Origin of the sequence: Oleiphilus messinensis (genome assembly GCF_002162375.1) — a bacterium.
Lineage (GTDB): Bacteria > Pseudomonadota > Gammaproteobacteria > Pseudomonadales > Oleiphilaceae > Oleiphilus > Oleiphilus messinensis.
The window spans coordinates 717,501-741,971 of sequence record NZ_CP021425.1 but is presented as its reverse complement, the minus strand read 5'-3'; the positions used below and the strand labels follow the sequence as shown (position 1 = coordinate 741,971).

Sequence of the window (24,471 nt, the reverse complement as noted above, 5' to 3'; positions counted from 1 at the left end):
TTATGCCTTAGGACGCTTCGCTCCATACTTAGAACGAGCTTGTTTTCTGTTCGCAACACCTGAAGTATCCAGACTTCCACGAACGGTATGATAACGAACACCCGGCAAATCCTTAACACGACCGCCACGGATCAGAACCACACTGTGCTCTTGAAGGTTGTGACCTTCACCACCGATGTACGAAGTAACCTCGAAACCATTCGTCAACCTGACACGGCACACTTTACGAAGTGCTGAGTTAGGTTTCTTAGGGGTCGTGGTGTAAACACGAGTACAAACCCCACGACGCTGTGGACAGCTTTGCAACGCCGGAACGTCACTTTTAGCTACAACACGTTTACGAGGCTTACGTACCAACTGATTGATTGTTGCCATGTAAGCAAACTCCCATTTTCCAACAAAATACACCCGAATACGGGCTATACAATTTAAGGCAGGCAAGTCTAATGACCCGCCACGCCTTAGTCAAGACCACAGTCGAATAATTTTCGAGCAGCGGTGTTAATCTTGCTCTTTGTTCAATTCTGCACTGAGCGCTTCAACGACTTCAGCGGCACTAACACCTGCACTTTCCGGCACAGCAGACTTATTACGACGACGTTTACGCTCACTGTGATAGGCTAAGCCGGTACCTGCCGGAATCAAACGACCCACGACAACGTTTTCCTTCAAGCCTCTCAGGAAGTCTTGCTTGCCTGTAACTGCACCCTCTGTGAGTACACGAGTAGTTTCTTGGAAAGATGCCGCCGAGATAAACGATTCAGTCGCCAATGACGCTTTGGTAATCCCTAACAGGACACGCTCACAGCGAGACGGCATCATGCCTTTCTCATCCGCGAGATCGTTTTCCTCAAGCATTTTGAAGTACTCAACCTGATCTCCCTTGATCAGAGGAGTATCCCCCGAATCCATCACATCAACTTTACGCAACATTTGCCGCACTATAACTTCGATGTGTTTATCATTTATGACAACCCCTTGCAGACGATAAACATCTTGAATTTCATTAATGATGTACTTCGCCAGCTCACCAACCCCTAAAAGACGTAAAATGTCATGGGGGTTAGACGGGCCGTCTGAAACAACCTCACCGCGCTCTACTTGCTCACCTTCGAACACATTCAATTGACGCCATTTCGGTATTAACGTTTCTACCGGATCAGTACCGTCTGTTGGCGAAACAACAAGACGCTTCTTGCCCTTGGTTTCTTTACCGAAGCTAACCGTACCAGACACTTCAGCAAGTATTGAAGGCTCTTTTGGCTTACGCGCCTCAAACAAATCAGCTACCCGAGGCAAACCACCGGTGATATCACGGGTTTTAGATGATTCCTGAGGAATCCTGGCAATAATGTCACCCTTGTTAATCTGATCGCCATTCTTAAGCCCCAGCAATGCGTTAGCAGGGAGGAAGTATTGTGCATTAGCATCCGTGTTAGGGATCTTCACCTCATTTCCATTTTCATCAACCAACTGAATCAATGGACGCAGATCTTTACCGGCCGCAGGTCGATCTTTTGGATCAAGAACAACGATACTCGACAACCCGGTGAGCTCGTCAGTTTGGGTATTAATTGTTATACCCTCTTCCATCCCGACAAATAGTACACGACCTTCCATTTCGGTAACAATCGGGTGAGTATGTGGATCCCACTTAGCTACAATTTGCCCGGCTTCCACTTTTTCGCCGTTTTTGACGCTCAGCAAAGCACCGTAAGGCAACTTGTACCACTCACGCTCACGACCATGCTCATCCGCGATAGCCATTGCAGAAGAACGGGACACAACCACCAATTGCCCGTCATTACGCTCAATAAACTTCATGTTATGCAAACGAACGGTACCGCCGTGCTTAACCTGAATATTATCGACTGCAGAGGCTCTGGAAGCTGCACCACCGATGTGGAACGTACGCATGGTCAGCTGGGTGCCTGGCTCACCAATCGATTGTGCTGCGATAACACCAACAGCCTCACCGACATTAACGAGGTGACCACGTGCCAGATCTCGTCCATAACACTTGGAACACACACCATAGCGCGTATTACAGGTAATCGTCGAACGAACCCAAACTTCATCAACCCCAGCACTCTCCAGACCGGCTACTGCGGCCTCGTCCAAAAATGTACCCGCGGGAAACACTGCATCAACATCATTACCCGGAGCAAAAACATCTTTTGCCGTTACACGCCCGAGAACACGATCGCCCAACGGCACAACAACGTCTCCGCCTTCAATCAATGGCGTGGTCAACAGACCTTCTTCAGTACCACAGTCAAAATCGGTTACAACAAGATCCTGAGCGACATCGACCAGTCGACGCGTCAAATATCCTGAGTTAGCTGTTTTCAGAGCGGTATCCGCAAGACCTTTACGAGCACCGTGAGTTGAAATAAAGTACTGGAGTACGTTCAAACCTTCCCGGAAGTTCGCAGTAATGGGTGTTTCGATGATCGAGCCATCCGGCTTGGCCATCAATCCGCGCATCCCCGCTAACTGACGAATCTGAGCCGCAGAACCCCGCGCCCCTGAATCCGCCATCATATAAACCGAGTTGAACGAGTCCTGTGCAACCTCATCACCATCACGATTGACAACCATCTCTTTACCCAGCGTTTCCATCATCGCTTTTGCGACTTTATCATTCGCTCGGGACCAGATATCAATAACCTTGTTGTACTTCTCACCCTGGGTCAACAAGCCCGTGGCAAACTGAGACTCAATCTCTTTTACTTCATTCTCGGCGGCATCGATGATCGGCTTCTTCGAATCGGGAATAACAAAATCGTTTACACCAATCGAAGAACCGGACATCGTCGCTTGGGAAAACCCGAGATACATCAGTTGATCCGCAAAAATAACCGTATCTTTCAGGCCGCACTGGCGATACGAACGGTTAATCAATCGGGATATAGCCTTTTTCGTCATTGCCTGGTTGACCAACTCAAAAGGCAGCCCCTTAGGTAAGATATCAAAAAGCAAAGAACGACCAACAGTTGTATCAACCAGCTCGTAGCGTGACTCGAACTCGCCGGATTCCAGCGCTTCCCACTGCTTTATTCGAACTTTAACCTTAGCCTGGAGATGCACTTTTTTTGCACCGAAAGCACGGTGCACTTCGGCAACATCAGAGAACACCATGCCTTCACCACGGGCGTTAATTTTCTCCCGAGTCATGTAGTACAAACCCAAGACCACATCTTGAGACGGCACAATGATAGGTTCACCATTAGCAGGAGACAACACATTGTTTGTAGACATCATCAGCGCACGAGCTTCCAACTGAGCCTCCAGAGTGAGCGGTACGTGTACCGCCATCTGGTCGCCATCGAAATCGGCGTTGTAAGCCGCACAAACCAGAGGGTGCAAATTGATCGCTTTACCCTCGATCAGGACTGGCTCAAAAGCCTGAATTCCCAAACGGTGAAGTGTTGGTGCACGGTTGAGCATAACCGGATGCTCACGAATTACTTCCGCCAGAATATCCCAAACTTCGGCAGTTTCACGCTCAACCATTTTTTTGGCTGCTTTGATCGTTGTAGCTAAACCACGGTGCTCTAGCTTGCTAAAAATAAACGGCTTGAATAACTCAAGCGCCATCTTTTTCGGCAAACCACACTGATGCAATCTCAGGCTCGGGCCGACAACGATTACGGAACGACCAGAATAATCAACTCGCTTACCCAAAAGGTTTTGACGGAAACGACCCTGCTTACCCTTGATCATATCTGCCAGGGACTTCAATGGACGCTTGTTGGAGCCCGTGATTGCGCGCCCGCGACGACCATTGTCAAGCAATGCGTCAACTGACTCTTGTAGCATACGCTTTTCGTTGCGCACAATTATATCCGGCGCACTCAATTCCAGCAGACGCTTCAAGCGATTATTTCGGTTGATTACCCGTCGATACAAATCATTCAGATCCGACGTAGCGAATCGACCACCATCCAACGGCACCAAAGGCCGCAAATCAGGCGGAAGAACCGGGAGAACCTCGAAGATCATCCACTCCGGCTTATTACCGGATCCAGCAAAGGCCTCACACAGCTTCAGACGTTTTGACAGCTTCTTGATCTTAGTTTCTGAGTTTGTCGCCGGAATCTCTTCGCGAAGACGAGCGATCTCTTCATCCAGATCAATATCTGCAAGCAGGGCCTGAACAGCTTCCGCACCCATTTTTGCATCGAACTCATCGCCAAACTCTTCAAGTGCTTCGTAATATTGCTCATCACTCAGCAACTGACCTCGAGTGAGCGTAGTCATACCTGGATCAATTACAATAAAGGACTCGAAATAAAGCACACGCTCAATATCTCTGAGCGTCATATCCAACAGCAAGCCAATTCTAGACGGCAGTGATTTCAAAAACCAAATATGCGCTACAGGACTCGCGAGCTCGATATGCCCCATTCGCTCACGACGCACATTCGCAAGCGCAACTTCTACACCACACTTCTCACAAATAACACCACGATGCTTGAGACGTTTGTACTTTCCACACAAGCACTCGTAATCTTTGATCGGACCAAAAATCTTGGCACAGAACAAGCCATCACGCTCTGGCTTAAACGTTCGATAGTTGATCGTCTCTGGCTTCTTAACTTCACCAAATGACCAAGAGCGAATCATTTCTGGTGAGGCCAGACCGATTCGGATGGCATCAAACTCTTGTTTGTTGTTTTGGCTCTTGAGTAAATTTAATAAATCTTTCATCAGCTTTTAACTCCAGATGGAGAGTAATTTATCGTGAATTCCCAGATTAATGCCGATAATGAGGCTGGAGTTACTCCGACTCCAGCTCAATATCGATACCCAAGGAGCGGATTTCTTTCACCAGTACATTGAAGGACTCGGGCATACCCGGCTCCATACGGTGGTCTCCATCCACGATATTTTTGTACATTTTGGTTCGGCCGTTAACATCATCCGATTTAACTGTGAGCATCTCTTGCAACGTATAGGCGGCACCGTACGCTTCGAGCGCCCACACTTCCATCTCACCGAATCGCTGACCACCAAATTGAGCTTTACCACCCAATGGCTGCTGCGTTACCAGACTGTATGATCCAGTGGAACGAGCATGCATTTTGTCATCAACCAAGTGGTTCAATTTCAGCATGTACATGTAACCAACAGTGACCTGGCGATCAAACTCCTCACCGGTACGACCATCATAGAGGGTGAACTGACCACTATCATTCAGATCAGCCAATCTTAGCAGCTCTTTGATCTCTGACTCTTTGGCTCCATCAAATACCGGAGTTGCAATTGGAACACCTTTCGTCAGGTTTTTGGCCAAGACCAAAATTTCAGAGTCAGACAATCCTGCCAGATCCTCTCTCTTGGTCTCATTACCAGACTCATTATAAATCTGCTCCAGGAAACCTCGAATCTCAGCAACCTGCTTTTGCTGCTGAATCATACGATTGATCTTATTCCCCAACCCTTTTGCTGCCGCGCCCAAATGGGTTTCGAGTACCTGACCAACGTTCATTCGAGACGGTACACCAAGTGGATTAAGTACGATATCCACCGGTTCACCATGCTCGTCGTATGGCATATCTTCAACAGGCATGATTACAGAGATAACCCCTTTGTTACCGTGGCGTCCAGCCATTTTATCGCCTGGCTGAATGCGACGCTTAACGGCCACATACACCTTAACAATTTTCAGTACGCCGGGAGCCAAATCATCACCAGTTTGAAGTTTTCGTTTCTTGTCTTCGAAACGATCTTCCTGATCCAGCTTACGCTCATTCAACTGATTTTCGGCTTTCTCCAACAATTCATTGAGAGAATCATCAGCCATGCGTAATTTGAACCACTGCTCTTTGTCAAAGCTATCCAGAACTTCCGGGCTAAGCACATCACCTTTTTGAACACCAGAACCACCAATAACCTCTTTACCTACAAGCGTATTCTTCAAACGCTCAAAGGTGGCGGCCTCTACAATCCGATACTCATCCTTCAAATCTTTACGGAATTTATCGAGCTCAGCCTTCTCAATATCAACAGCACGCTGATCCTTCTCAACACCATCCCGCGTGAAGACTTGAACATCGATTACGGTACCGCGGGTACCGGTAGAAACCCGTAGGGATGTATCTTTCACATCAGATGCTTTTTCACCGAAAATCGCGCGCAACAATTTTTCTTCCGGCGTTAATTGTGTTTCGCCTTTAGGCGTGACCTTCCCGACGAGGATATCACCGGGGCCAACCTCAGCACCGATGTAGACAACCCCCGACTCATCAAGCTTGGCCAGAGCGCTTTCGCTAACATTCGGAATATCCGCAGTAATTTCTTCGCTTCCCAGCTTAGTATCACGTGCTACACAAGTCAGCTCTTGTATATGAATAGTAGTGAACCGGTCTTCTTGCACAACTCGCTCGGATACCAGTATGGAGTCCTCGAAGTTGTAGCCGTTCCAAGGCATGAATGCGATTCGCATATTTTGCCCCAGTGCCAGCTCACCCATATCAACAGACGGACCATCCGCCAATACATCACCACGCTCCACTTGGTCCCCAACACTTACCAAAGAGCGCTGGTTAATACAGGTATTCTGGTTTGAACGCGTGTATTTGGTTAGGTTATAAATATCCACACCCGCATCACCCGCTGGCGTTTCATCATCATTGACCCGAACAACAATACGTGCAGCATCTACGCTTTCGATTTCACCACCGCGACGAGCTACCACACAAACGCCCGAGTCCTGTGCCACAATACGCTCAATGCCGGTACCTACCAGCGGCTTCTCGGCTTGCAAGGTCGGCACAGCCTGACGCTGCATGTTCGATCCCATCAAAGCCCGGTTTGCATCATCGTGCTCCAGGAACGGGATCAAAGAGGCAGCAACAGATACGACCTGACGAGGTGACACATCCATATAATTCACTCGCTCAGGAGGCATTACAGTAAATTCATTCTGATGCCGTACTGTAACGAGTTCATCGATTAATCGCCCTTCGTCATCCGTAGCTGCACTTGCCTGTGCGATTACAAATTCGCTTTCTTCGATAGCGGACAAGTATTCAATATCGTCAGAAACGATACCATCCACCACCTTACGATACGGACTTTCCAGGAAACCATAATCATTGGTGCGCGCATAAGTTGCCAACGAGTTGATCAACCCGATATTCGGCCCTTCAGGCGTTTCGATTGGACAGACTCGACCGTAATGCGTGGGGTGGACGTCTCGAACTTCGAAACCGGCCCGCTCGCGGGTCAGACCACCTGGCCCCAAGGCGGAAACACGACGTTTATGAGTAACCTCTGACAAGGGGTTATTCTGATCCATAAACTGCGATAACTGACTCGAACCAAAGAATTCCTTAACAGCAGCAGCAACCGGCTTAGCATTGATCAAATCCTGCGGCATCAATCCCTCAGACTCAGCCATACTCAGGCGTTCGCGAACCGCACGCTCGACACGGACCAATCCAACACGGAATTGATTTTCCGCCATTTCACCCACTGAACGAATACGTCGATTGCCCAGATGGTCGATATCGTCCACACTGCCTTTACCGTTACGGATCGAAATCAGCGTACGCATAACAGCGGTAATATCTTCTTTATCCAACACGCCAGGACCGGTAATTTCCGATTTGCCGATTCTGCGATTAAACTTCATACGACCCACAGCAGACAGATCATAACGTTCATCAGTAAAGAACAAGTTGAAAAACAGGTTTTCCGCAGATTCTTTAGTTGGCGGCTCACCAGGTCGCATCATTCTATAGATCTCAACCAAAGCCTCTAACTGATTTCGAGTTGGATCTATACGCAACGTATCCGAGATAAATGCACCACAATCCAGCTCGTTAGTGTACAGCGTATCAATTCGTTCGATGTTAGCTGCTCGAAGCTTTTCAATGAGATCTTCTGTGATTTCAGTGTTGCACTCCGCAATGATCTCACCCGTATCTTGGTCGATCAGATTCTTGGCGAGAACTTTCCCAACCAAATAATTCGTCGGAACATCTAACTCTTGGATCTCGGACTTTTCCAATTGACGAATATGTCGTGCGGTAATACGACGGCCCTCTTCAACGATAACTTTACCGTCTGGCCCTTTAATATCGAAAGTTGCAATATCACCCCTCAGGCGACTGGGAACCAATTCAAACTTGCAAGAATCACCCTCAAGCAAGAACGATCCGGTCTCGAAGAACATATCCAGTATTTCTTCGGCTTCATAACCTAATGCACGCAATAGTATTGACGCGGGTAACTTACGACGACGATCGATACGAACAAACAAACAATCTTTGGCATCAAACTCAAAGTCTAACCAGGAACCACGATAAGGAATAATCCTTGCGGAGTATAACAACTTACCTGAAGAGTGGGTTTTCCCTTTATCATGATCAAAAAACACACCAGGGGAACGGTGTAACTGAGAAACAATTACACGCTCAGTACCATTAATGACAAATGTACCGTTTTCAGTCATGAGCGGCATTTCGCCCATGTAGACTTCCTGCTCTTTAATATCTTTTATGGCTTTATTAGAAGATTCTTTATCATAAATAATAAGGCGCACTTTGACTCTTAGTGGAGCAGCATAAGTCACACCTCGCAACTGGCACTCCTTCACATCGAAAGCAGGCTCGCCAAGTCGGTAACTTACGTACTCCAATGCAGCATTGCCGGAAAAACTGAGAATTGGAAAAACAGATTTAAACGCCGCGTGCAGGCCTGTTTCCTGTCTGTCCGTCGACGAGGTATCTCTTTGCAAAAAATCTTGATAGGAATCCAATTGAATGGACAATAGGTAGGGAACATCCATTACGGTAGGATGTTTTCCAAAGTCTTTACGAATCCGCTTTTTCTCAGTATATGAGTATGTCATTAGATTTCCCCAGATTAAACTTGGTACGAGGAATTTATCCTGGTGGATAGTCTCGGCGTGCTAGTAAGCACGAACCCAAAGGTCGATTGTATTATAGGCAATGTCTATATATAGCACATACAACGGAAAAAGGCCGGCAGCCTGGGCTGCCAGCCATTTCCTAAAACAGTAAAAACTGTTTGTGACTGAGCACTATTACTTAAGCTCGACAGTAGCACCTGCTTCTTCGAGTTCTTTCTTAGCAGCTTCAGCTTCTTCTTTGCTTGCGGCTTCTTTAACAGTAGCTGGCGCGCCATCAACCATAGCCTTAGCTTCTTTCAAGCCCAGACCAGTGATACCACGAACTACCTTGATAACATTCACTTTCTTGTCGCCAGCAGAAGCCAGAACAACATCAAACTCGGTTTGCTCAGCAGCAGCTGGAGCATCACCTGCTGGACCTGCAGCAACGGCTACAGCTGCAGCAGCAGAAACGCCGAATTTTTCTTCCATTGCTTCAACCAGTGCTACAACATCCATAACACTCATTTCAGCGATTGCATCTAGAATTTCTTCTTTGGACAGAGCCATGACCCTATTCTCCTGAAAATTAAATTAAATTAATAACTGTTAGGCCGCGTCTTGCTTTTGATCACGAACTGCAGCAACTACACGTGTAACCTTGGTTGGTATTTCATTGAAGGTACGTGCAAGCTTGGTAATAGGCGCTTGAATAACATTGGCCAACATGGACAACGCTTGATCTCTCGTTGGCAATTTAGCCAATCGATCGATTTGTTCAACACCCATCAGTTCGCCACCAACAGCCAGCGCTTTAATTTCGAATTTGTCGTTTTCTTTAGCGAAATCTTTCAAAATGCGGGCAGCCGCACCAGGATCTTCGTTAGAAAACGCCAGAATTGTTGGTCCAACCAACGCATCTTTAATACATTCGAATTCGGTTCCGTCTACTGCACGCTTAGCCAACGTGTTACGTACAACACGCATGTAAACTTGCTGCTCACGGCACTGACTTCTCAAAGCAGTCATATCCGCAGATGTGACTCCTCGGTAATCAGCGATAACAACCGACAGCGCTTTACCGGCAGCCTCGTTGACTTCAGCGACGATCGCTTTTTTGTCTTCGAGTCCAATTGCCACTGGATTTCTCCTTAGTAGCGCTGGAGTTAACCAGCTACTTTCAAACACTCAACTTGCGTTGAGCACCCTACGGTGTACTTCTCAGAGAGTAGGTTCACCGTCTGCGCAGGCTAAATTAAGGATGATTACACCCACCTGCGGTCTTTGACAGCCCGGCTTTCGCCTGACCACAAAGTATTTTTTTAGCTCAGCTACTAGATCGCAACTGTGCTTTGATCAATCAGCAACCCTGGCCCCATAGTAGAGGACAAAGTAACTTTCTTCATGTACACACCTTTAGCTGCAGCAGGTTTTGCCTTTTTCAAATCAGCTAGAAGTGATTCAAGATTTTCTTTGATAGCTTGACCTGTAAATTCTGCATTACCCAAAGAGCAATGAACGATACCGTTCTTGTCATTTCGATAACGAACCTGGCCCGCCTTAGCATTTTTAACTGCGGTCTCAACATCAGGCGTCACGGTGCCAACTTTTGGGTTAGGCATCAATCCACGGGGACCCAAGATTTGCCCCAACTGCCCCACAACACGCATAGCATCTGGAGACGCTATTACAACGTCGAAGTTCAACTCTCCAGCCTTAACCTGCTCAGCCAAATCGTCCATACCAACAATATCTGCACCAGCTGCTTTTGCCTTCTCAGCGTTCGCACCCTGGGTAAACACAGCCACTCGAACATCCTTACCAGTACCATTTGGCAACACAGTAGAACCACGAACAACTTGGTCAGATTTACGAGCATCAATACCTAAATTGATTGCCACATCAATGGACTCAACAAACTTCACATTTCCAGAAAGCTCCGCCAGCAACTGAACGGCCTCTTCGATCCCGTAAGCTTTGCCTGCTTCCACTTTCTCGTTAATCAGCTTTTGACGCTTGGTTAACTTAGCCATTTCAAACGCCCTCCACATTCAAGCCCATGCTGCGAGCCGTACCAGCAATCGTACGAACCGCCGCATCTAAATCACCCGCAGTCAAATCAGGCTCTTTAGTTTTCGCAATCTCTTCCAACTGAGAGCGGTTTACAGTACCCACTTTCTCAGTATTTGGTCGCCCACTACCGCTTTTAATACCTGCAGCTTTCTTCAACAGAATTGAAGCCGGAGGCGTCTTGGTAATAAAGGTAAAACTTTTATCACTGTATACGGTAATTACAACAGGAGTTGGCAATCCAGGCTCTAAATTTTGCGTTTGAGCATTGAACGCCTTACAAAACTCCATAATATTTACACCGTGCTGACCCAACGCAGGACCAACAGGGGGACTTGGATTGGCCTGACCGGCCTTAACTTGCAGCTTGATATAAGCTGAGACTTTCTTAGCCATAACTTACTCCCAGGGTTCTAACGCCTTTCGGCTCCCCAACTTCCCATTAACACTCACTTTGACAAGTGAGCCACACTTCAAAGCCTAAAAAATTCAGTCTTTTTCAACCTGACTAAACTCTAAATCCACAGGCGTAGAGCGCCCAAAAATCAAAACCGCCACTTTGACCCGACTCTTTTCATAATCCACCTCTTCGACCACACCATTAAAGTCCGCAAACGGCCCTTCAATTACACGCACAATCTCACCAGGCTCAAACAAAGTCTTGGGCTTCGGCTTGTCAGCCCCACTCTCTACTCGCTGCAAAATCGCAGCCGCTTCTGCATCGGTAATCGGCGCCGGCTTATCAGGAGTCCCCCCGATAAAGCCCATAACGCGAGGAGTGGACTTAACCAAGTGCCAACTCTCCTCATCCATATCCATCTGCACCAAAACGTAACCGGGATAGAACTTTCGCTCACTCTTGCGCTTTTTCCCATCCCGCATCTCGACCACTTCTTCGGTCGGGACCAAAATCTCACCAAACTTATCTTCCATTCCTTTAAGAGCAACTTGCTCTTTAAGAGAACGCATAACATGCTTTTCATAACCTGAATAAGCATGAACAACATACCAACGCTTGGCCACAACTCCCCCTTTCTTACCCGATGACGCCAGAAACCAGCCAGCTAACCAGCGAATCCAAGCCCCACAACATTAAGGCGACAACCAACACAAAAACCACAACAATCATGGTTGTTTGCACCAGTTCCTGCCGGGTTGGCCAAACCACCTTTCTAATCTCAAGGCGGGACTCTTTCATCAACCCAGAAAACTGCTTACCTTTTACCGTGGTCAAAGCTATAGCAACCGCCACAACAGAGAGCAGCAACAACGCCAAAACACGATACAAGAGGGACTGATCAAAAGAGGAATAGTAGTAGTTACCAACAACCCCAGCGACAACCAACGCTAAAACTGCCAACCACTTCAGAAAATCTAACGCACCACCAGAAGAGTCAGTTTGAGAACTCATAAAGAACCTTGCCAAACAAATGGCAGGCCAGGAGGGAATCGAACCCCCAACCTGCGGTTTTGGAGACCGCTGCTCTGCCAATTGAGCTACTGGCCTGCAGAAACTTCCACCAAATCGCCACCCTAAGAGTGGAGCTCATAACCGGATTTGAACCGGTGACCTCTACCTTACCAAGGTAGTGCTCTACCAACTGAGCTATATGAGCTTGATCCGATAAACTTGGAGCGGGTGGCGGGAATCGAACCCGCGTCATCAGCTTGGAAGGCTGAGGTAATAGCCACTATACGACACCCGCAAATAGTGGTGGAGGGGGGTGGATTCGAACCACCGAAGCTTTCGCGTCAGATTTACAGTCTGATCCCTTTGGCCACTCGGGAACCCCTCCTAAAACGAGTACAGCAAAACTTAAAAAATGGAGCTGGCGGACGGAATCGAACCCCCGACCTGCTGATTACAAGTCAGCTGCTCTACCAACTGAGCTACGCCAGCTCTACTCCCTCGTTTCGAGAGGCCGCTATACTAAGTGAACTCATTCTAAGAATCAACACTTTTACAAAATATTTTTCGTCTTTCCGGCATTTTTTTATCACTAAGACGTGAAATGTCGACCAGATCCCACTTTACCGCGTCCGACCGCTCAAAACTCAACCAATAAATCACTTTCTGCCTCGGCTTTGCTCTGATAGATATGGGAAAACCAAGCGCCTCACGCATAATTTTTAACTTTTTTGCCGAATCAATATTTTCAAAAACACCAAGATTTACCGCATTATTGAGGAATCCTTGAGTAATTACAAAACTATCAATACCTCTATCTTTCAAATCACGCATTAAAGCTACAGCATTTGCACGATCAACCCTAGGCTCAATGTACACCCAATAGTTCGGCGATCTCTGAACAGACTGCTCAATCCATTGAACATCACTTCGCTCTAGCATTCGATAAACCAGTTCTGCATCAGGCTTGCGTAGTGGCCCCACCAGCTCACAAAAACTATGAACATCTGCATTTCTTTCAATAAATTCCAGTCGAATTACACTAAAAACCTCACCAACCTTGGACAAACGCGGAGATACACCCCCCCCATCCACATTGGAACGCCCCTGAATTAGTAGCACAAGGTTCGCCAAGATAAGTGTAAATACAATCCAACGCACAATTATTTCACACTACTTAAATCAGTTTTTTTACGAATACCAACTTCACCAAAATTTATAGCACTCCTTTTTTCACCATTCACGACAATAAGACTTCCATTTTCAGCTATACCATCAGCAACTCCAGCCTCCACTCCCGCAACAACAACCTCTTCTCCCCGCAAATAGTCATACCGATCCCATACAGCAAAAAGATCTTGTAAACAGCCTTCTTTAAGTTTAGCGAGAACCACTGTAATCGCTGCAATAACACCAGCAATCAGTACATTTCGATCCAAAACTACACCTTCGTTCAGCAACGAAGTCCAAGGCTGGTCAATCACCATTCCGAACTCAACCCCAGGCATCATATGCACATTTAGCCCCACACCCAGAATCACATCACAATCACCTTGAAACTCACCATTCAACTCAATCAATATGCCACCCAATTTCCGCTCATTGAGGTAGATATCATTGGGCCACTTTAATTGAATGCCTTCAATGTTATAGCTGGAGAACTGCTCCGCTAAAGCAACCCCGAGCGCAACACTCAAGCCTTCCAACTCAGCAACATCCCCCTCAAACTTGAATCCATAGCTCAAATATATATTTTTGCCATAAGGACTCACCCACTCTCGCCCTCTTCGTCCACGTCCGCCAGACTGGGATTCAGCCACCACCACACACTCAGACAAAGCCCCATTCGAAAGACATCGCAATGCTGAGGCGTTCGTCGACACAGTATTTTGCTCGATATAGAGCTCTATCGGACTTGTGACTTCGGAATTCAAATGCAGAGCAGCTCTGATAGCCGCTTCACTTAGCAAATTTAAACCGTTTTGAACTCTGTATCCTCGTCCCTTAATCACATCAACCTTGATACCGAGCTCTTTAACCTGATCCAGCATTTTCCATATTGTGGTTCGACTCACCCCAAGTCGCTCTCCCATTTCCACACCAGAGTGCAATTCACCATCTGCCAGCAAAGCCACCAACGCAAATACATCCACCAACCATCCTCCTGTTCTTTTGTGAGTCGAGCTGAATTCTAGCTTTTTTTTAGGGCACAAAAAAAGGCGGCATAAGCCACCTTTTCTATATTACGCAAAACTCTAATTTACCGGATCAGCCAATGGGGTAGCTGTTAAACTCGAACTGATACTGAAGTTTTGCAATTTAACTTCATGAATCCCAACCTGCGCATCACCATTTTGATGCTTGAATGCAACATTATCGATCGATAACTCTTTGAAATGAGTGTGCGCCTGAACAGCAAAGCCAAGAGGCCTGTTATCCAAATCTGCCGCTGTAGGTGCCGAGACATAGCGATACCCACCAGGAGCCGAACCATCCATAATTTTGTAATCACCTTTACTACCAATTACACCGTTCGCATCCGCACCATCAGACTTTTTCAGAACCGTGGTCTGATGAACATCAATACTGATATCATTTCGAAATCCGTATGTATTTTGACCATCCACACCATCATTTGTCGTAATGTTATCAAAGATAACTTGTGATCCCGGAGTACCAACACCACCGGTTCGATTTGTTTCCCAAATGAACCGGTTTCGCTTCACATCATCTACAGCTTCGGCAAAAATCTGCTTGAGACTGACAGTTATACCTTCTTCACCGCGATCTTCCCACTCTCCGCCGCTTGCAACACAAGCAGCCGAGGTGGCCCCTCGACCACCTACACACACCTCTCCAGCTCCACCAGGACTAATGACGGCAGTTGATCCCACTTCATACGATTGAATTACGAAGCGACCGAAACTGCCAACAGAATCTTTATCTCCAACACGAAGATTGCCGATATCCATCGTACTCCACGCCTCACCCTGTACCAACTGAATCCCCTCATCTACCATATCAATGGTCATGTCGCGAAGATGCACATCATAATTCAAATCGGTCAACCACAGCCCTTTGGAGTTTTCATCGACGATGACTGCAGCAGCGGAGTCCGATATCACCATATCTGAATTAATTGTGATTCCATCCCCGGAAGCACCGCCCGCACCCAGCGTAATATGCCCATCGACCTTAAAGTCAAACGCAGGATAAACACCAAGAGCAAGCAACAACTCCGTACCACCTTGCAATTCCGCATTCTCGATACTTTGCTGCGCATTGCCTACTTTAAGGCCATCAATTTTATAACTACCCTGCAAATCCTCAAAACCCAGACGTAGTCCATCAAAGAACTCTTCACCACCCAAGGTACCATCACGAGTCACATCTACTGTTACGCCACCTTGCCCGTATGAAGTAACGCCCGATAACTGAACAGTATTACCATCTTCCGTGTAAGAGACTTCAGCATTACTCAAACTCCACATTGCATCCACAGATATACCTTGCGGACCGGAATTGGCGTTACCCCCCCCCTTAACATACAGCTGATTTGAATAGAGCATCCCATCAATAGTCTGATCAGCTAACTCAAAATCTACATCAAACCCGCCAAAACTTTTTTCTGCACTGCCGGCAAGTATACGACCCACCGAAAGATTGCCATCAACACTACCAAACGTAACTGCAAGTGCTTTATCACCAAACCGATCCGTAGCAACATCAAGACGCATGTCGTTAACATTGTAGGCTCCGGTGATATCCAACAAAGATAACTTGTTCGTATCATCTGTATAAACCAGATTCATACTGTTTATCGTGTTTTGGCTATCAATCCGAATACCCGTTGTACCAAAGCGACCACCACCTTGAATTTGCGCCTCTGAAGTCAAACTGAAATCACCACTGAATGCGCCAAAACTGGGAAGCTCTAACCCACTGTCAACATCATTGGACACCCCAAAGTTGTTTGGATTATCACTGAACCGTATCGCTCCTATGGAGAAGTCCCCTTCAGAGAGCGGCACACGATAACTAATCCCGTTACCACTGCTGTGAGGCTCCCAAACTACATCATGTGCGGACACATTCATCGAGAAATCATCAATATAGATTTCATTACCGTTAGTTCGATAAATTAAGCCACCGTTAGTCAGCGCGTAGTCGGTATCAAATACAATACCGCCTTTAGAAGGATCAGTTAAGCCGTCAGTTTTTAAAACCGTCACGCCTTGCAGCGCAAAATCTAACCCCACACCGCCAAAACTACTAACTGGATCATCGTCTAGTCGAATATCTGATACAAACACCCGGGTCGGAGCGATATCATAAGCAATCCTTAATGACGCATCTGACTGGATATCAAAATCAAAATTCATCTGCGTTTGTTGTGTAATATCAGCCTGGCTACCTATTTGAATACCTTGAAACTGGAGGGCATTACCGTCATCGAAGTAGGCAATCTCTCCTATACTCACCTGCAAACCAGCATCCAAAGAAATACCACTCTGCCCTTCAATGCTAGACAAAGCAGTATCATCCAGCATCTTCAATTCGGCATGAAGCGAGGAACAAACAACCAGAGTGCCAACAACACAGTAACGGTAGGATTTGCTTTTCATCTCGTAGCTCTTGTTATTATGGATTGCCGGTAGGGAATACTAGCAAGTTTCCTTGCATCGTCACGTTCCCATCCATTTCGAAACTAATTATGTCTGTCTGTTGAAATGCAGACCCATCGTAAGATAAATCTGTCGGTCGAGCTGCGTTAGCAGTCGCGAATGTCATACGAACATTGTCAAAATTGATAAATTCCGGCAAGCCTATTTCAAGCACATCCCGATCAAAGGCCGCACCATCGCCACCAAATCCAGAATCAATATGACGAACCCGAAGCGTCAACCCCTGGAACGAAAAACCACCCTGAATATTATCAAAGACAAACCATCCACCATTTTGGCGGGTTTGATAGGCCAAGCGTGCACCACAACGCCGCTGCACATCCTGAGAGCAATCACCGCCGTAATACTCTACACCATTGGCAGCGGTTACTTGCTCCATCGGGCCACCAGACTCATTGAACGAAATATCTCCAGTCAGATAAATGCCCCCCTGACCGGAGACATGCGACATTTCCTGCTCTGAAATCATCGAAAGCTCTGCTGAGGCCACAGTTGATACAAGCGCCGCAACCCCACCCAGAAAACATACACTTACTCTATTCAACATTTTCTCAGTTCCCCAGGTCGTGACTTTCGATTCTCAGATACTGAATCTGAAGACCTTCGATCTTAGCTGAACCAAAGTTTTCCCCTGCGACGTTTAATTCACCAATTCTAAGATTACTTTTGAACTCACCATTTGGATCATTGTAGTAATTTTCAAAAGCATCCCAGGTTGCCGCGTCACTACCGCTACGCTGACCATTAGAAGCAATGGTTCCTGATAAGGTTTCCCGAATATTCTTTATTTCGAAGACAAAATTTCCCGAACCATTTACATCAAGATACATCGGTTGAAGAGAATTCCCTAAAGCCAACTCAAGCTCAAAGTTTTTAAGCTGAACAGTATCACCGCAAGATTGACCTAGCGCATCGCAAGAATTGATACTTAATTCTGGCGTGTAAAGATTAAGGCGAAATTGTGCAACCAGCTGCGTAGCAGCACCACCATCCATATCTTCGTCAGCCCACAATCTCAGGTAACTCCCATCAATTACTGCAGACTTCGCATGAATGTTAAGGTTATTGGGGTCTTTATCACCCACTTTAGCCTCAAGCATTAGACCCAAGTCAAACCGCTCGCCCTGAAAACTTGAAGTTGCAGGGCGACTGGAGCATGACCCCGAGCCCGCTACAGCGGCTATATCCAAACAATCGAAACCCGCTGTTGGATCAACCAGTGTAGGTGCTGCAATTTGCAAAACAGCCTTATCCGTAATGCCTACGGTATTGCCATCCACCACATCGATAGTGTACGGATTGGACAGACGCCCTAAATTCACTGGGTTCAAGACGCTACCAAAATTACTATCTTGACCAAAATCCCCATCAACCGCACCTCGTGCGATATAGAGTTTGGATACAGTAACTTCGACATCCTCGCCTAGACTGCTTTTAATCCCTGTTATCTTGAACGTGTGCTCAAGACTAGGATCATCCCCGTGGGCAAAAACAAAATCTTCGAGTACGAGACCCAGACCCTGGCCCTGAACGCTCGACATCTCGGAATCAGTCAGCGATGCCATTTCAGCCTGAGCTACAAGAGGCAACCCAGCCAAACATCCAATTAAAGAGAGAGGTGCAAGATTTTTTATTATCATGATATCCCCACGGAGCTTGCCAGTCCGGTATTCAAAGCCAAGCTCACACTAAGTTTTACGGTTTGTTAAATTAAACCAGTCTTGGGTAAAGATTACCCGGCAGCCGTTCACATAAATCCAATTTGACTGCAATGAATTACACTTTTAACAACCAAACAAGGCAATTTCGTCTTAATCTTCGGTGGACAGCTGCGGTTACGATCCAGACGATTTTTTGAACACATTGCTCAAAGTTCATTTAACAAAATTTATGCAGGAAGTGGAATGGGCAGTAACAAAATAGAACCTTTTTCTACATCGCGTAAACTTTGCCACTCAAAAATCTAGAGTGGCAAAACCCGCCATATAAAGTTCATTGATTAGTGGAATAACCACCCAAACAGTATTTCCCAGATTGAGCGCCTTGGCTTGGAACCACTATCCTGAGGATCTGTTCCCTTCTCATACTCTTCCTTGTTGGTATAGCCATCACCATCAGCATCTTGAGAAGCATCAGAAGCATCGTTCGGATTCAATCCGTTATCAAGCTCCCATTTATCTGGCAGACTATCACCATCAGAGTCTGCATTATAGGGATCGGTTCCTGCCCCAAATTCTTCCAGAGTAGTCAATCCATCACCATCAGTATCTAGCTGAGCATCACTACTATCAGTTGGATTAAATCCGTTTTGCAATTCCCATTTATCAGGAAGACCATCAACATCCGAATCTGCATTGCGCGGATTGGTTCCCGCCTGATACTCATCGAAGGTGGTTAAACCGTCACCATCTGAATCCAGCAGGGCATCCGAGGAGTCAGTGGGGTTGTAGCCGTTATTAACTTCCCAAAGTTCCGGCAACATATCATCATCAGAATCTGCAGAGGTGGGATCAGTTCCGTACTCATACTCCCCCGCATTATCGATACCATCACTATCGAAATCCGAAACAGCATCCGAGGCGTTGTTTGGATTCAAACCAAAGTCGACCTCCCACACATCAGGCATAGTATCCAGATCAGTATCAAAACTGGCAGCCGCTAACGATCCTGGATGAGACACAAACACATCTTCGGCATTATTCCCGTCATCTAGAACGATATTGTCAGCAGGAGAAGTAAACAGAACACGACTACCATCAAACGTTATCGACACATGCATATGTGCATCATGATAAGCCACGTCGCCACTGTTCAAAGGATTACTAAGCATTGTCATTTGCCGGCTGACCCGATCGAACACAAACACATCCGCTGTGCCATTCACATCATCCATTACCAAATTATCCGCGAGGGAAATAAACGCAACGTAACGACCATCATCTGATATTTGCGGACTATTTGAATTGCCATTCGCCTGCACTCCTGACAAGCCAATATTTACCCGATCGAGTTGAGCCGTCACTCGATCAAACACAAATATATCCGCAACTCCATTTGTATCCGATGCGACTAGATCCTCAGCACTTGAAGCGAATGCGATATAGCGACCACTATAAGACACGGATGGAGGGTAGCTAACATCATAATATTGGCCTTGTGGATTTGTTGCACCAGAACTCGCAAGTTTTTCGGTAACGCCAGCTTCTCGATCACGAATAAACAAATCAGCAAGGCCGTTGTCATCACCAGCAGTCAAATTACTTGCGTTTGACCAAAATGCGACGAAACGACCATCTCCGGAAATAGCGTTTTCTCCGGAATAACTGTTTCCCTGAACCCCATCACTTGAAACACTCACACGCTCCCAGTCATTGGCTAAGCGATCAAAGACAAACACATCCGCCGCATTATTCGAATCCCCTTGAACCATAAAAGAGGAAGAGCTACTAAAACTTAAATAGCGGCCATTGTAAGAAATCGATGGCGCATTTGCATGTCGACCTGCTGCCGAGCTAACTTTTGAAGCTTGAGTATAGGTACCGCTAATCTGATCATAAATATACACATCTAGTGTGTCTGTTCCATCCTCGGGCACGAGCCCTTCGGAAGTTCTAAATGCAATAAAACGCCCGTCGCCGGAAACCGAAGGGAGCACCCCCAGTGGCCGATCAAGTGCGCCCAATACTGTTATGCCACCCGTCTCGAGGTTACGAGCGACGTAGGATCCATAGCCTGAGCCGGAAACAACATTGGTAGCCTTTGTCGCGTATGCGGCCACACGTCCATCGGCAGAAAGTGAAGCACTAAATGAATTACCATTGGCCTCCACTCCATTGGTTGCAAGACTAATTCTGTCTACTAACAATTCATCAGCCTGAGTCGCTACACTCAGCGCCATAGCAATCACACACCATTTGTTACTTATCATCCCACTTACCCTTGGTTTTTATATTTTGGGATGATGGTACCAAATTAAAAATTTCAGGATTTGCACTTATTCACAAATTCCCAACATAAATGCTTATATTTTAAACAGAACAACATTTCACGATACAATCCAAACAAGACCCGGCAGACAAAGCGACCTGACCATGCAAACCTCTACAATGGATTGACACTTTTTCGGCGGGCATAAAAAAACCCCAGTGGTGTTTACCACTGGGGTTTTTAATTAGGAGCCTGACAATGACCTACTCTCACATGGGGAGACCCCACACTACCATCGGCGCTGGACGGTTTCACTACTGAGTTCGGTATGGGATCAGGTGGTTCACGTCCGCTATGATCGTCAGACAAAACAAGTTGATCGTATGCGTTCTGTCTTTAACTGTTCATGGCTGAACAAAGCGAGTAAATAAGATTCACAGTCATTTGATTTTGGGTCAAAACCGCTTGGGTGTTATATAGTCAAGCCACACGGGCAATTAGTACTGGTTAGCTCAACGCCTCACAACGCTTACACACCCAGCCTATCAACCTCATGGTCTTTAAGGGCCCTTCAGGAGGCTCAAGCCTCAGGGAGATCTTATCTTGGAGGGGGCTTCCCGCTTAGATGCTTTCAGCGGTTATCCCGTCCGAACATAGCTACCGGGCAATGCAATTGGCATCACAACCCGAACACCAGCGGTTCGTCCACTCCGGTCCTCTCGTACTAGGAGCAGCTCTCCTCAAATCTCCAACGTCCACGGCAGATAGGGACCGAACTGTCTCACGACGTTCTAAACCCAGCTCGCGTACCACTTTAAATGGCGAACAGCCATACCCTTGGGACCGGCTTCAGCCCCAGGATGTGATGAGCCGACATCGAGGTGCCAAACACCGCCGTCGATGTGAACTCTTGGGCGGTATCAGCCTGTTATCCCCGGAGTACCTTTTATCCGTTGAGCGATGGCCCTTCCATACAGAACCACCGGATCACTAAGACCTACTTTCGTACCTGCTCGACGTGTCTGTCTCGCAGTTAAGCGCGCTTATGCCTTTACACTAACCGTACGATGTCCGACCGTACTTAGCGCACCTTCGTGCTCCTCCGTTACGCTTTGGGAGGAGACCGCCCCAGTCAAACTACCCACCACACAGTGTCCTCGATCCCGTTTCGGGACCTGAGTTAGAACCTCAACAGTACCAGGCTGGTATTTCAAGGTTGGCTCCACTCGAACTGGCGTCCGAGTTTCAAAGCCTCCCAGCTATCCTACACAAGTAATGTCAAAGTTCACTGTGAAGCTGTAGTAAAGGTTCACGGGGTCTTTCCGTCTAGCCGCGGATACACAGCATCTTCACTGCGATTTCAATTTCACTGAGTCTCGGGTGGAGACAGCGTGGCCATCGTTACGCCATTCGTGCAGGTCGGAACTTACCCGACAAGGAATTTCGCTACCTTAGGACCGTTATAGTTACGGCCGCCGTTTACCGGGGCTTCGATCAAGAGCTTCGCTAATGCTAACCCCATCAATTAACCTTCCGGCACCGGGCAGGCGTCACACCCTATACGTCCACTTTCGTGTTTGCAGAGTGCTGTGTTTTTAATAAACAGTCGCAGCCACCTGGTATCTTCGACCGGCTGGGGCTTACGGAGTAAATCCTTCACCCTGGCCGGCGTGCCTTCTCCCGAAGTTACGGCACTATTTTGCCTAGTTCCTTCACCCGAGTTCTCTCAAACGCCTTAGTATTCTCTACCTGACCACCTGTGTCGGTTTGGGGTACGGTCCCGTGATATCTGAAGCTTAGAGGCTTTTCTTGGAAGCTTGGCATCGACCACTTCACTGAACAAGTTCAGCTTCGTCATCAGTTCTCGGCATTAAGGACCCGGATTTGCCTAAGTCCTCTGCCTACCACCTTAAACGCGGACAACCATCGCCGCGCTGGCCTAGCCTTCTCCGTCCCCCCATCGCAATATCACGAGGTACAGGAATTTTAACCTGTTTCCCATCGACTACGCTTTTCAGCCTCGCCTTAGGGGCCGACTCACCCTGCGCCGATTACCGTTGCGCAGGAAACCTTGGTCTTCCGGCGAGGGGGTTTTTCACCCCCTTTGTCGTTACTCATGTCAGCATTCGCACTTCTGATACCTCCAGCCAACTTCTCAATTGACCTTCAACGGCGTACAGAACGCTCCCCTACCATCTTCGAAAAGATCCGCAGCTTCGGTGGCATGTTTGAGCCCCGTTACATCTTCCGCGCAGGCCGACTCGACTAGTGAGCTATTACGCTTTCCTTAAAGGGTGGCTGCTTCTAAGCCAACCTCCTAGCTGTCTGTGCCTTCCCACATCGTTTCCCACTTAACATACACTTTGGGACCTTAGCTGGCGGTCTGGGTTGTTTCCCTTTCCACGACGGACGTTAGCACCCGCCGTGTGTCTCCCATGATTGCACTTTCCGGTATTCGGAGTTTGCATGGGGTTGGTAAGTCGGGATGACCCCCTAGCCCAAACAGTGCTCTACCCCCGGAAGTGATACATGAGGCACTACCTAAATAGTTTTCGGGGAGAACCAGCTATCTCCGAGTTTGATTAGCCTTTCACTCCTATCCACAAGTCATCCCCTACCTTTTCAACGGGAGTGGGTTCGGTCCTCCAGTTGATGTTACTCAACCTTCAACCTGCCCATGGATAGATCACTCGGTTTCGGGTCTATTCCTAGCAACTTGACGCCCATTTCAGACTCGGTTTCCCTACGGCTCCCCTAAACGGTTAACCTTGCTACTAAAAATAAGTCGCTGACCCATTATACAAAAGGTACGCAGTCACAGAACAAGTCTGCTCCCACTGCTTGTACGCATACGGTTTCAGGGTCTATTTCACTCCCCTCACAGGGGTTCTTTTCGCCTTTCCCTCACGGTACTGGTTCACTATCGGTCAGTCAGGAGTATTTAGCCTTGGAGGATGGTCCCCCCATGTTCAGACAGGATAACACGTGTCCCGTCCTACTCAATTTCACGCCAATAGAATTTCGAATACGGGGCTATCACCCTCTATGGCCGGCCTTTCCAAGCCGTTCTTCTATTCGTCATGACGCTTTTGGGCTAATCCCCGTTCGCTCGCCGCTACTGAGGGAATCTCGGTTGATTTCTTTTCCTGCGGGTACTTAGATGTTTCAGTTCTCCGCGTTCGCCTCTCTTTTCCTATGTATTCAGAAAAGAGATACCTCTAAGAGGTGGGTTTCCCCATTCGGACATCTCCGGATCAAAGCTTGTTTGCCAGCTCCCCGAAGCTTTTCGCAGGCTTCCACGTCCTTCATCGCCTCTGACTGCCAAGGCATCCACCGTATGCGCTTAGTCACTTGACTATATAACCCCAAGCGGTCTTTTGTGATGCAGGCATCGCAAAAGTGATCGACTCGCGTCGATACCCCTTGAGCTTATCTGGTCTCACACCGTAACGATTTTAAAACACCAGAATCGTTTGATTGTGAATCTCGTTTTACTCGCCAAATTGTTAAAGAACATT

At 47.3% G+C, this 24,471-nt stretch carries 15 protein-coding genes, 5 tRNA genes and 2 rRNA genes; all 22 read right to left on the bottom strand.

The features are described 5' to 3' along the window. Positions 1-375: a 30S ribosomal protein S12 gene (gene rpsL / locus OLMES_RS03315; RefSeq protein WP_087459939.1), complete on the bottom strand. Its 375-nt coding sequence runs from the start codon at positions 373-375 to the stop codon at positions 1-3. 126 nt (positions 376-501) lie between these two features. After that, positions 502-4,713 carry a DNA-directed RNA polymerase subunit beta' gene (gene rpoC, locus OLMES_RS03310; protein ID WP_087459938.1) on the bottom strand — a complete coding sequence of 1,404 codons (4,212 nt, stop codon included), beginning with the start codon at positions 4,711-4,713 and terminating at the stop codon, positions 502-504. A gap of 70 nt (positions 4,714-4,783) precedes the next feature. Next, positions 4,784-8,863: a DNA-directed RNA polymerase subunit beta gene (rpoB, locus tag OLMES_RS03305; RefSeq protein WP_087459937.1), complete on the bottom strand. Its 4,080-nt coding sequence runs from the start codon at positions 8,861-8,863 to the stop codon at positions 4,784-4,786. Between the two features lie 195 nt (positions 8,864-9,058). After that, positions 9,059-9,433 (bottom strand): 50S ribosomal protein L7/L12, encoded by a 375-nt coding sequence (gene rplL, locus OLMES_RS03300; RefSeq protein ID WP_087459936.1) that lies wholly within the window; start codon positions 9,431-9,433, stop codon positions 9,059-9,061. A gap of 39 nt (positions 9,434-9,472) precedes the next feature. Beyond that, a complete protein-coding gene (gene rplJ / locus OLMES_RS03295) occupies positions 9,473-10,003 on the bottom strand; it encodes a 50S ribosomal protein L10 (protein WP_087459935.1) in 531 nt (176 codons plus the stop codon). 194 nt (positions 10,004-10,197) lie between these two features. Continuing rightward, entirely contained in the window at positions 10,198-10,896 is a 699-nt protein-coding gene (gene rplA, locus OLMES_RS03290) for a 50S ribosomal protein L1 (protein WP_087459934.1), read from the bottom strand. A gap of 1 nt (position 10,897) precedes the next feature. Beyond that, positions 10,898-11,329: a 50S ribosomal protein L11 gene (rplK, locus tag OLMES_RS03285; protein WP_087459933.1), complete on the bottom strand. Its 432-nt coding sequence runs from the start codon at positions 11,327-11,329 to the stop codon at positions 10,898-10,900. A gap of 93 nt (positions 11,330-11,422) precedes the next feature. Continuing rightward, a complete protein-coding gene (gene nusG, locus OLMES_RS03280; RefSeq protein WP_087459932.1) occupies positions 11,423-11,956 on the bottom strand; it encodes a transcription termination/antitermination protein NusG in 534 nt (177 codons plus the stop codon). Between the two features lie 13 nt (positions 11,957-11,969). Further along, a complete protein-coding gene (secE, locus tag OLMES_RS03275) occupies positions 11,970-12,344 on the bottom strand; it encodes a preprotein translocase subunit SecE (RefSeq protein WP_087459931.1) in 375 nt (124 codons plus the stop codon). Positions 12,345-12,364: 20 nt separating this feature from the next. Continuing rightward, a tRNA-Trp gene (locus OLMES_RS03270) sits at positions 12,365-12,440 on the bottom strand. 33 nt (positions 12,441-12,473) lie between these two features. Beyond that, positions 12,474-12,549, bottom strand: a tRNA-Thr gene (locus OLMES_RS03265). A gap of 15 nt (positions 12,550-12,564) precedes the next feature. After that, positions 12,565-12,639, bottom strand: a tRNA-Gly gene (locus OLMES_RS03260). 6 nt (positions 12,640-12,645) lie between these two features. After that, positions 12,646-12,729 (bottom strand) — tRNA-Tyr (locus tag OLMES_RS03255). Between the two features lie 28 nt (positions 12,730-12,757). Continuing rightward, positions 12,758-12,833, bottom strand: a tRNA-Thr gene (locus OLMES_RS03250). 45 nt (positions 12,834-12,878) lie between these two features. Further along, entirely contained in the window at positions 12,879-13,502 is a 624-nt protein-coding gene (locus tag OLMES_RS03245; protein WP_087459930.1) for a hypothetical protein, read from the bottom strand. Between the two features lie 2 nt (positions 13,503-13,504). Continuing rightward, positions 13,505-14,494 carry a biotin--[acetyl-CoA-carboxylase] ligase gene (locus OLMES_RS03240; protein WP_087459929.1) on the bottom strand — a complete coding sequence of 330 codons (990 nt, stop codon included), beginning with the start codon at positions 14,492-14,494 and terminating at the stop codon, positions 13,505-13,507. 102 nt (positions 14,495-14,596) lie between these two features. After that, the gene (locus tag OLMES_RS03235; RefSeq protein ID WP_087459928.1) at positions 14,597-16,966 is read right to left on the bottom strand and encodes a DUF6160 family protein; all 2,370 of its coding nucleotides are present in this window, start codon (positions 16,964-16,966) and stop codon (positions 14,597-14,599) included. Between the two features lie 16 nt (positions 16,967-16,982). After that, entirely contained in the window at positions 16,983-17,573 is a 591-nt protein-coding gene (locus OLMES_RS28245) for a hypothetical protein (RefSeq protein ID WP_087459927.1), read from the bottom strand. 4 nt (positions 17,574-17,577) lie between these two features. Then, on the bottom strand, positions 17,578-18,666 hold the full coding sequence (locus OLMES_RS03225; RefSeq protein ID WP_198343207.1) for a hypothetical protein: 1,089 nt from the start codon (positions 18,664-18,666) through the stop codon (positions 17,578-17,580). Positions 18,667-19,025: 359 nt separating this feature from the next. Then, the gene (locus OLMES_RS03220; protein ID WP_087459926.1) at positions 19,026-20,954 is read right to left on the bottom strand and encodes a hypothetical protein; all 1,929 of its coding nucleotides are present in this window, start codon (positions 20,952-20,954) and stop codon (positions 19,026-19,028) included. Positions 20,955-21,203: 249 nt separating this feature from the next. Next, a 5S ribosomal RNA gene (gene rrf, locus OLMES_RS03215) occupies positions 21,204-21,319 on the bottom strand. 110 nt (positions 21,320-21,429) lie between these two features. Then, positions 21,430-24,310, bottom strand: a 23S ribosomal RNA gene (locus tag OLMES_RS03210). Positions 24,311-24,471 lie beyond the last annotated feature (161 nt).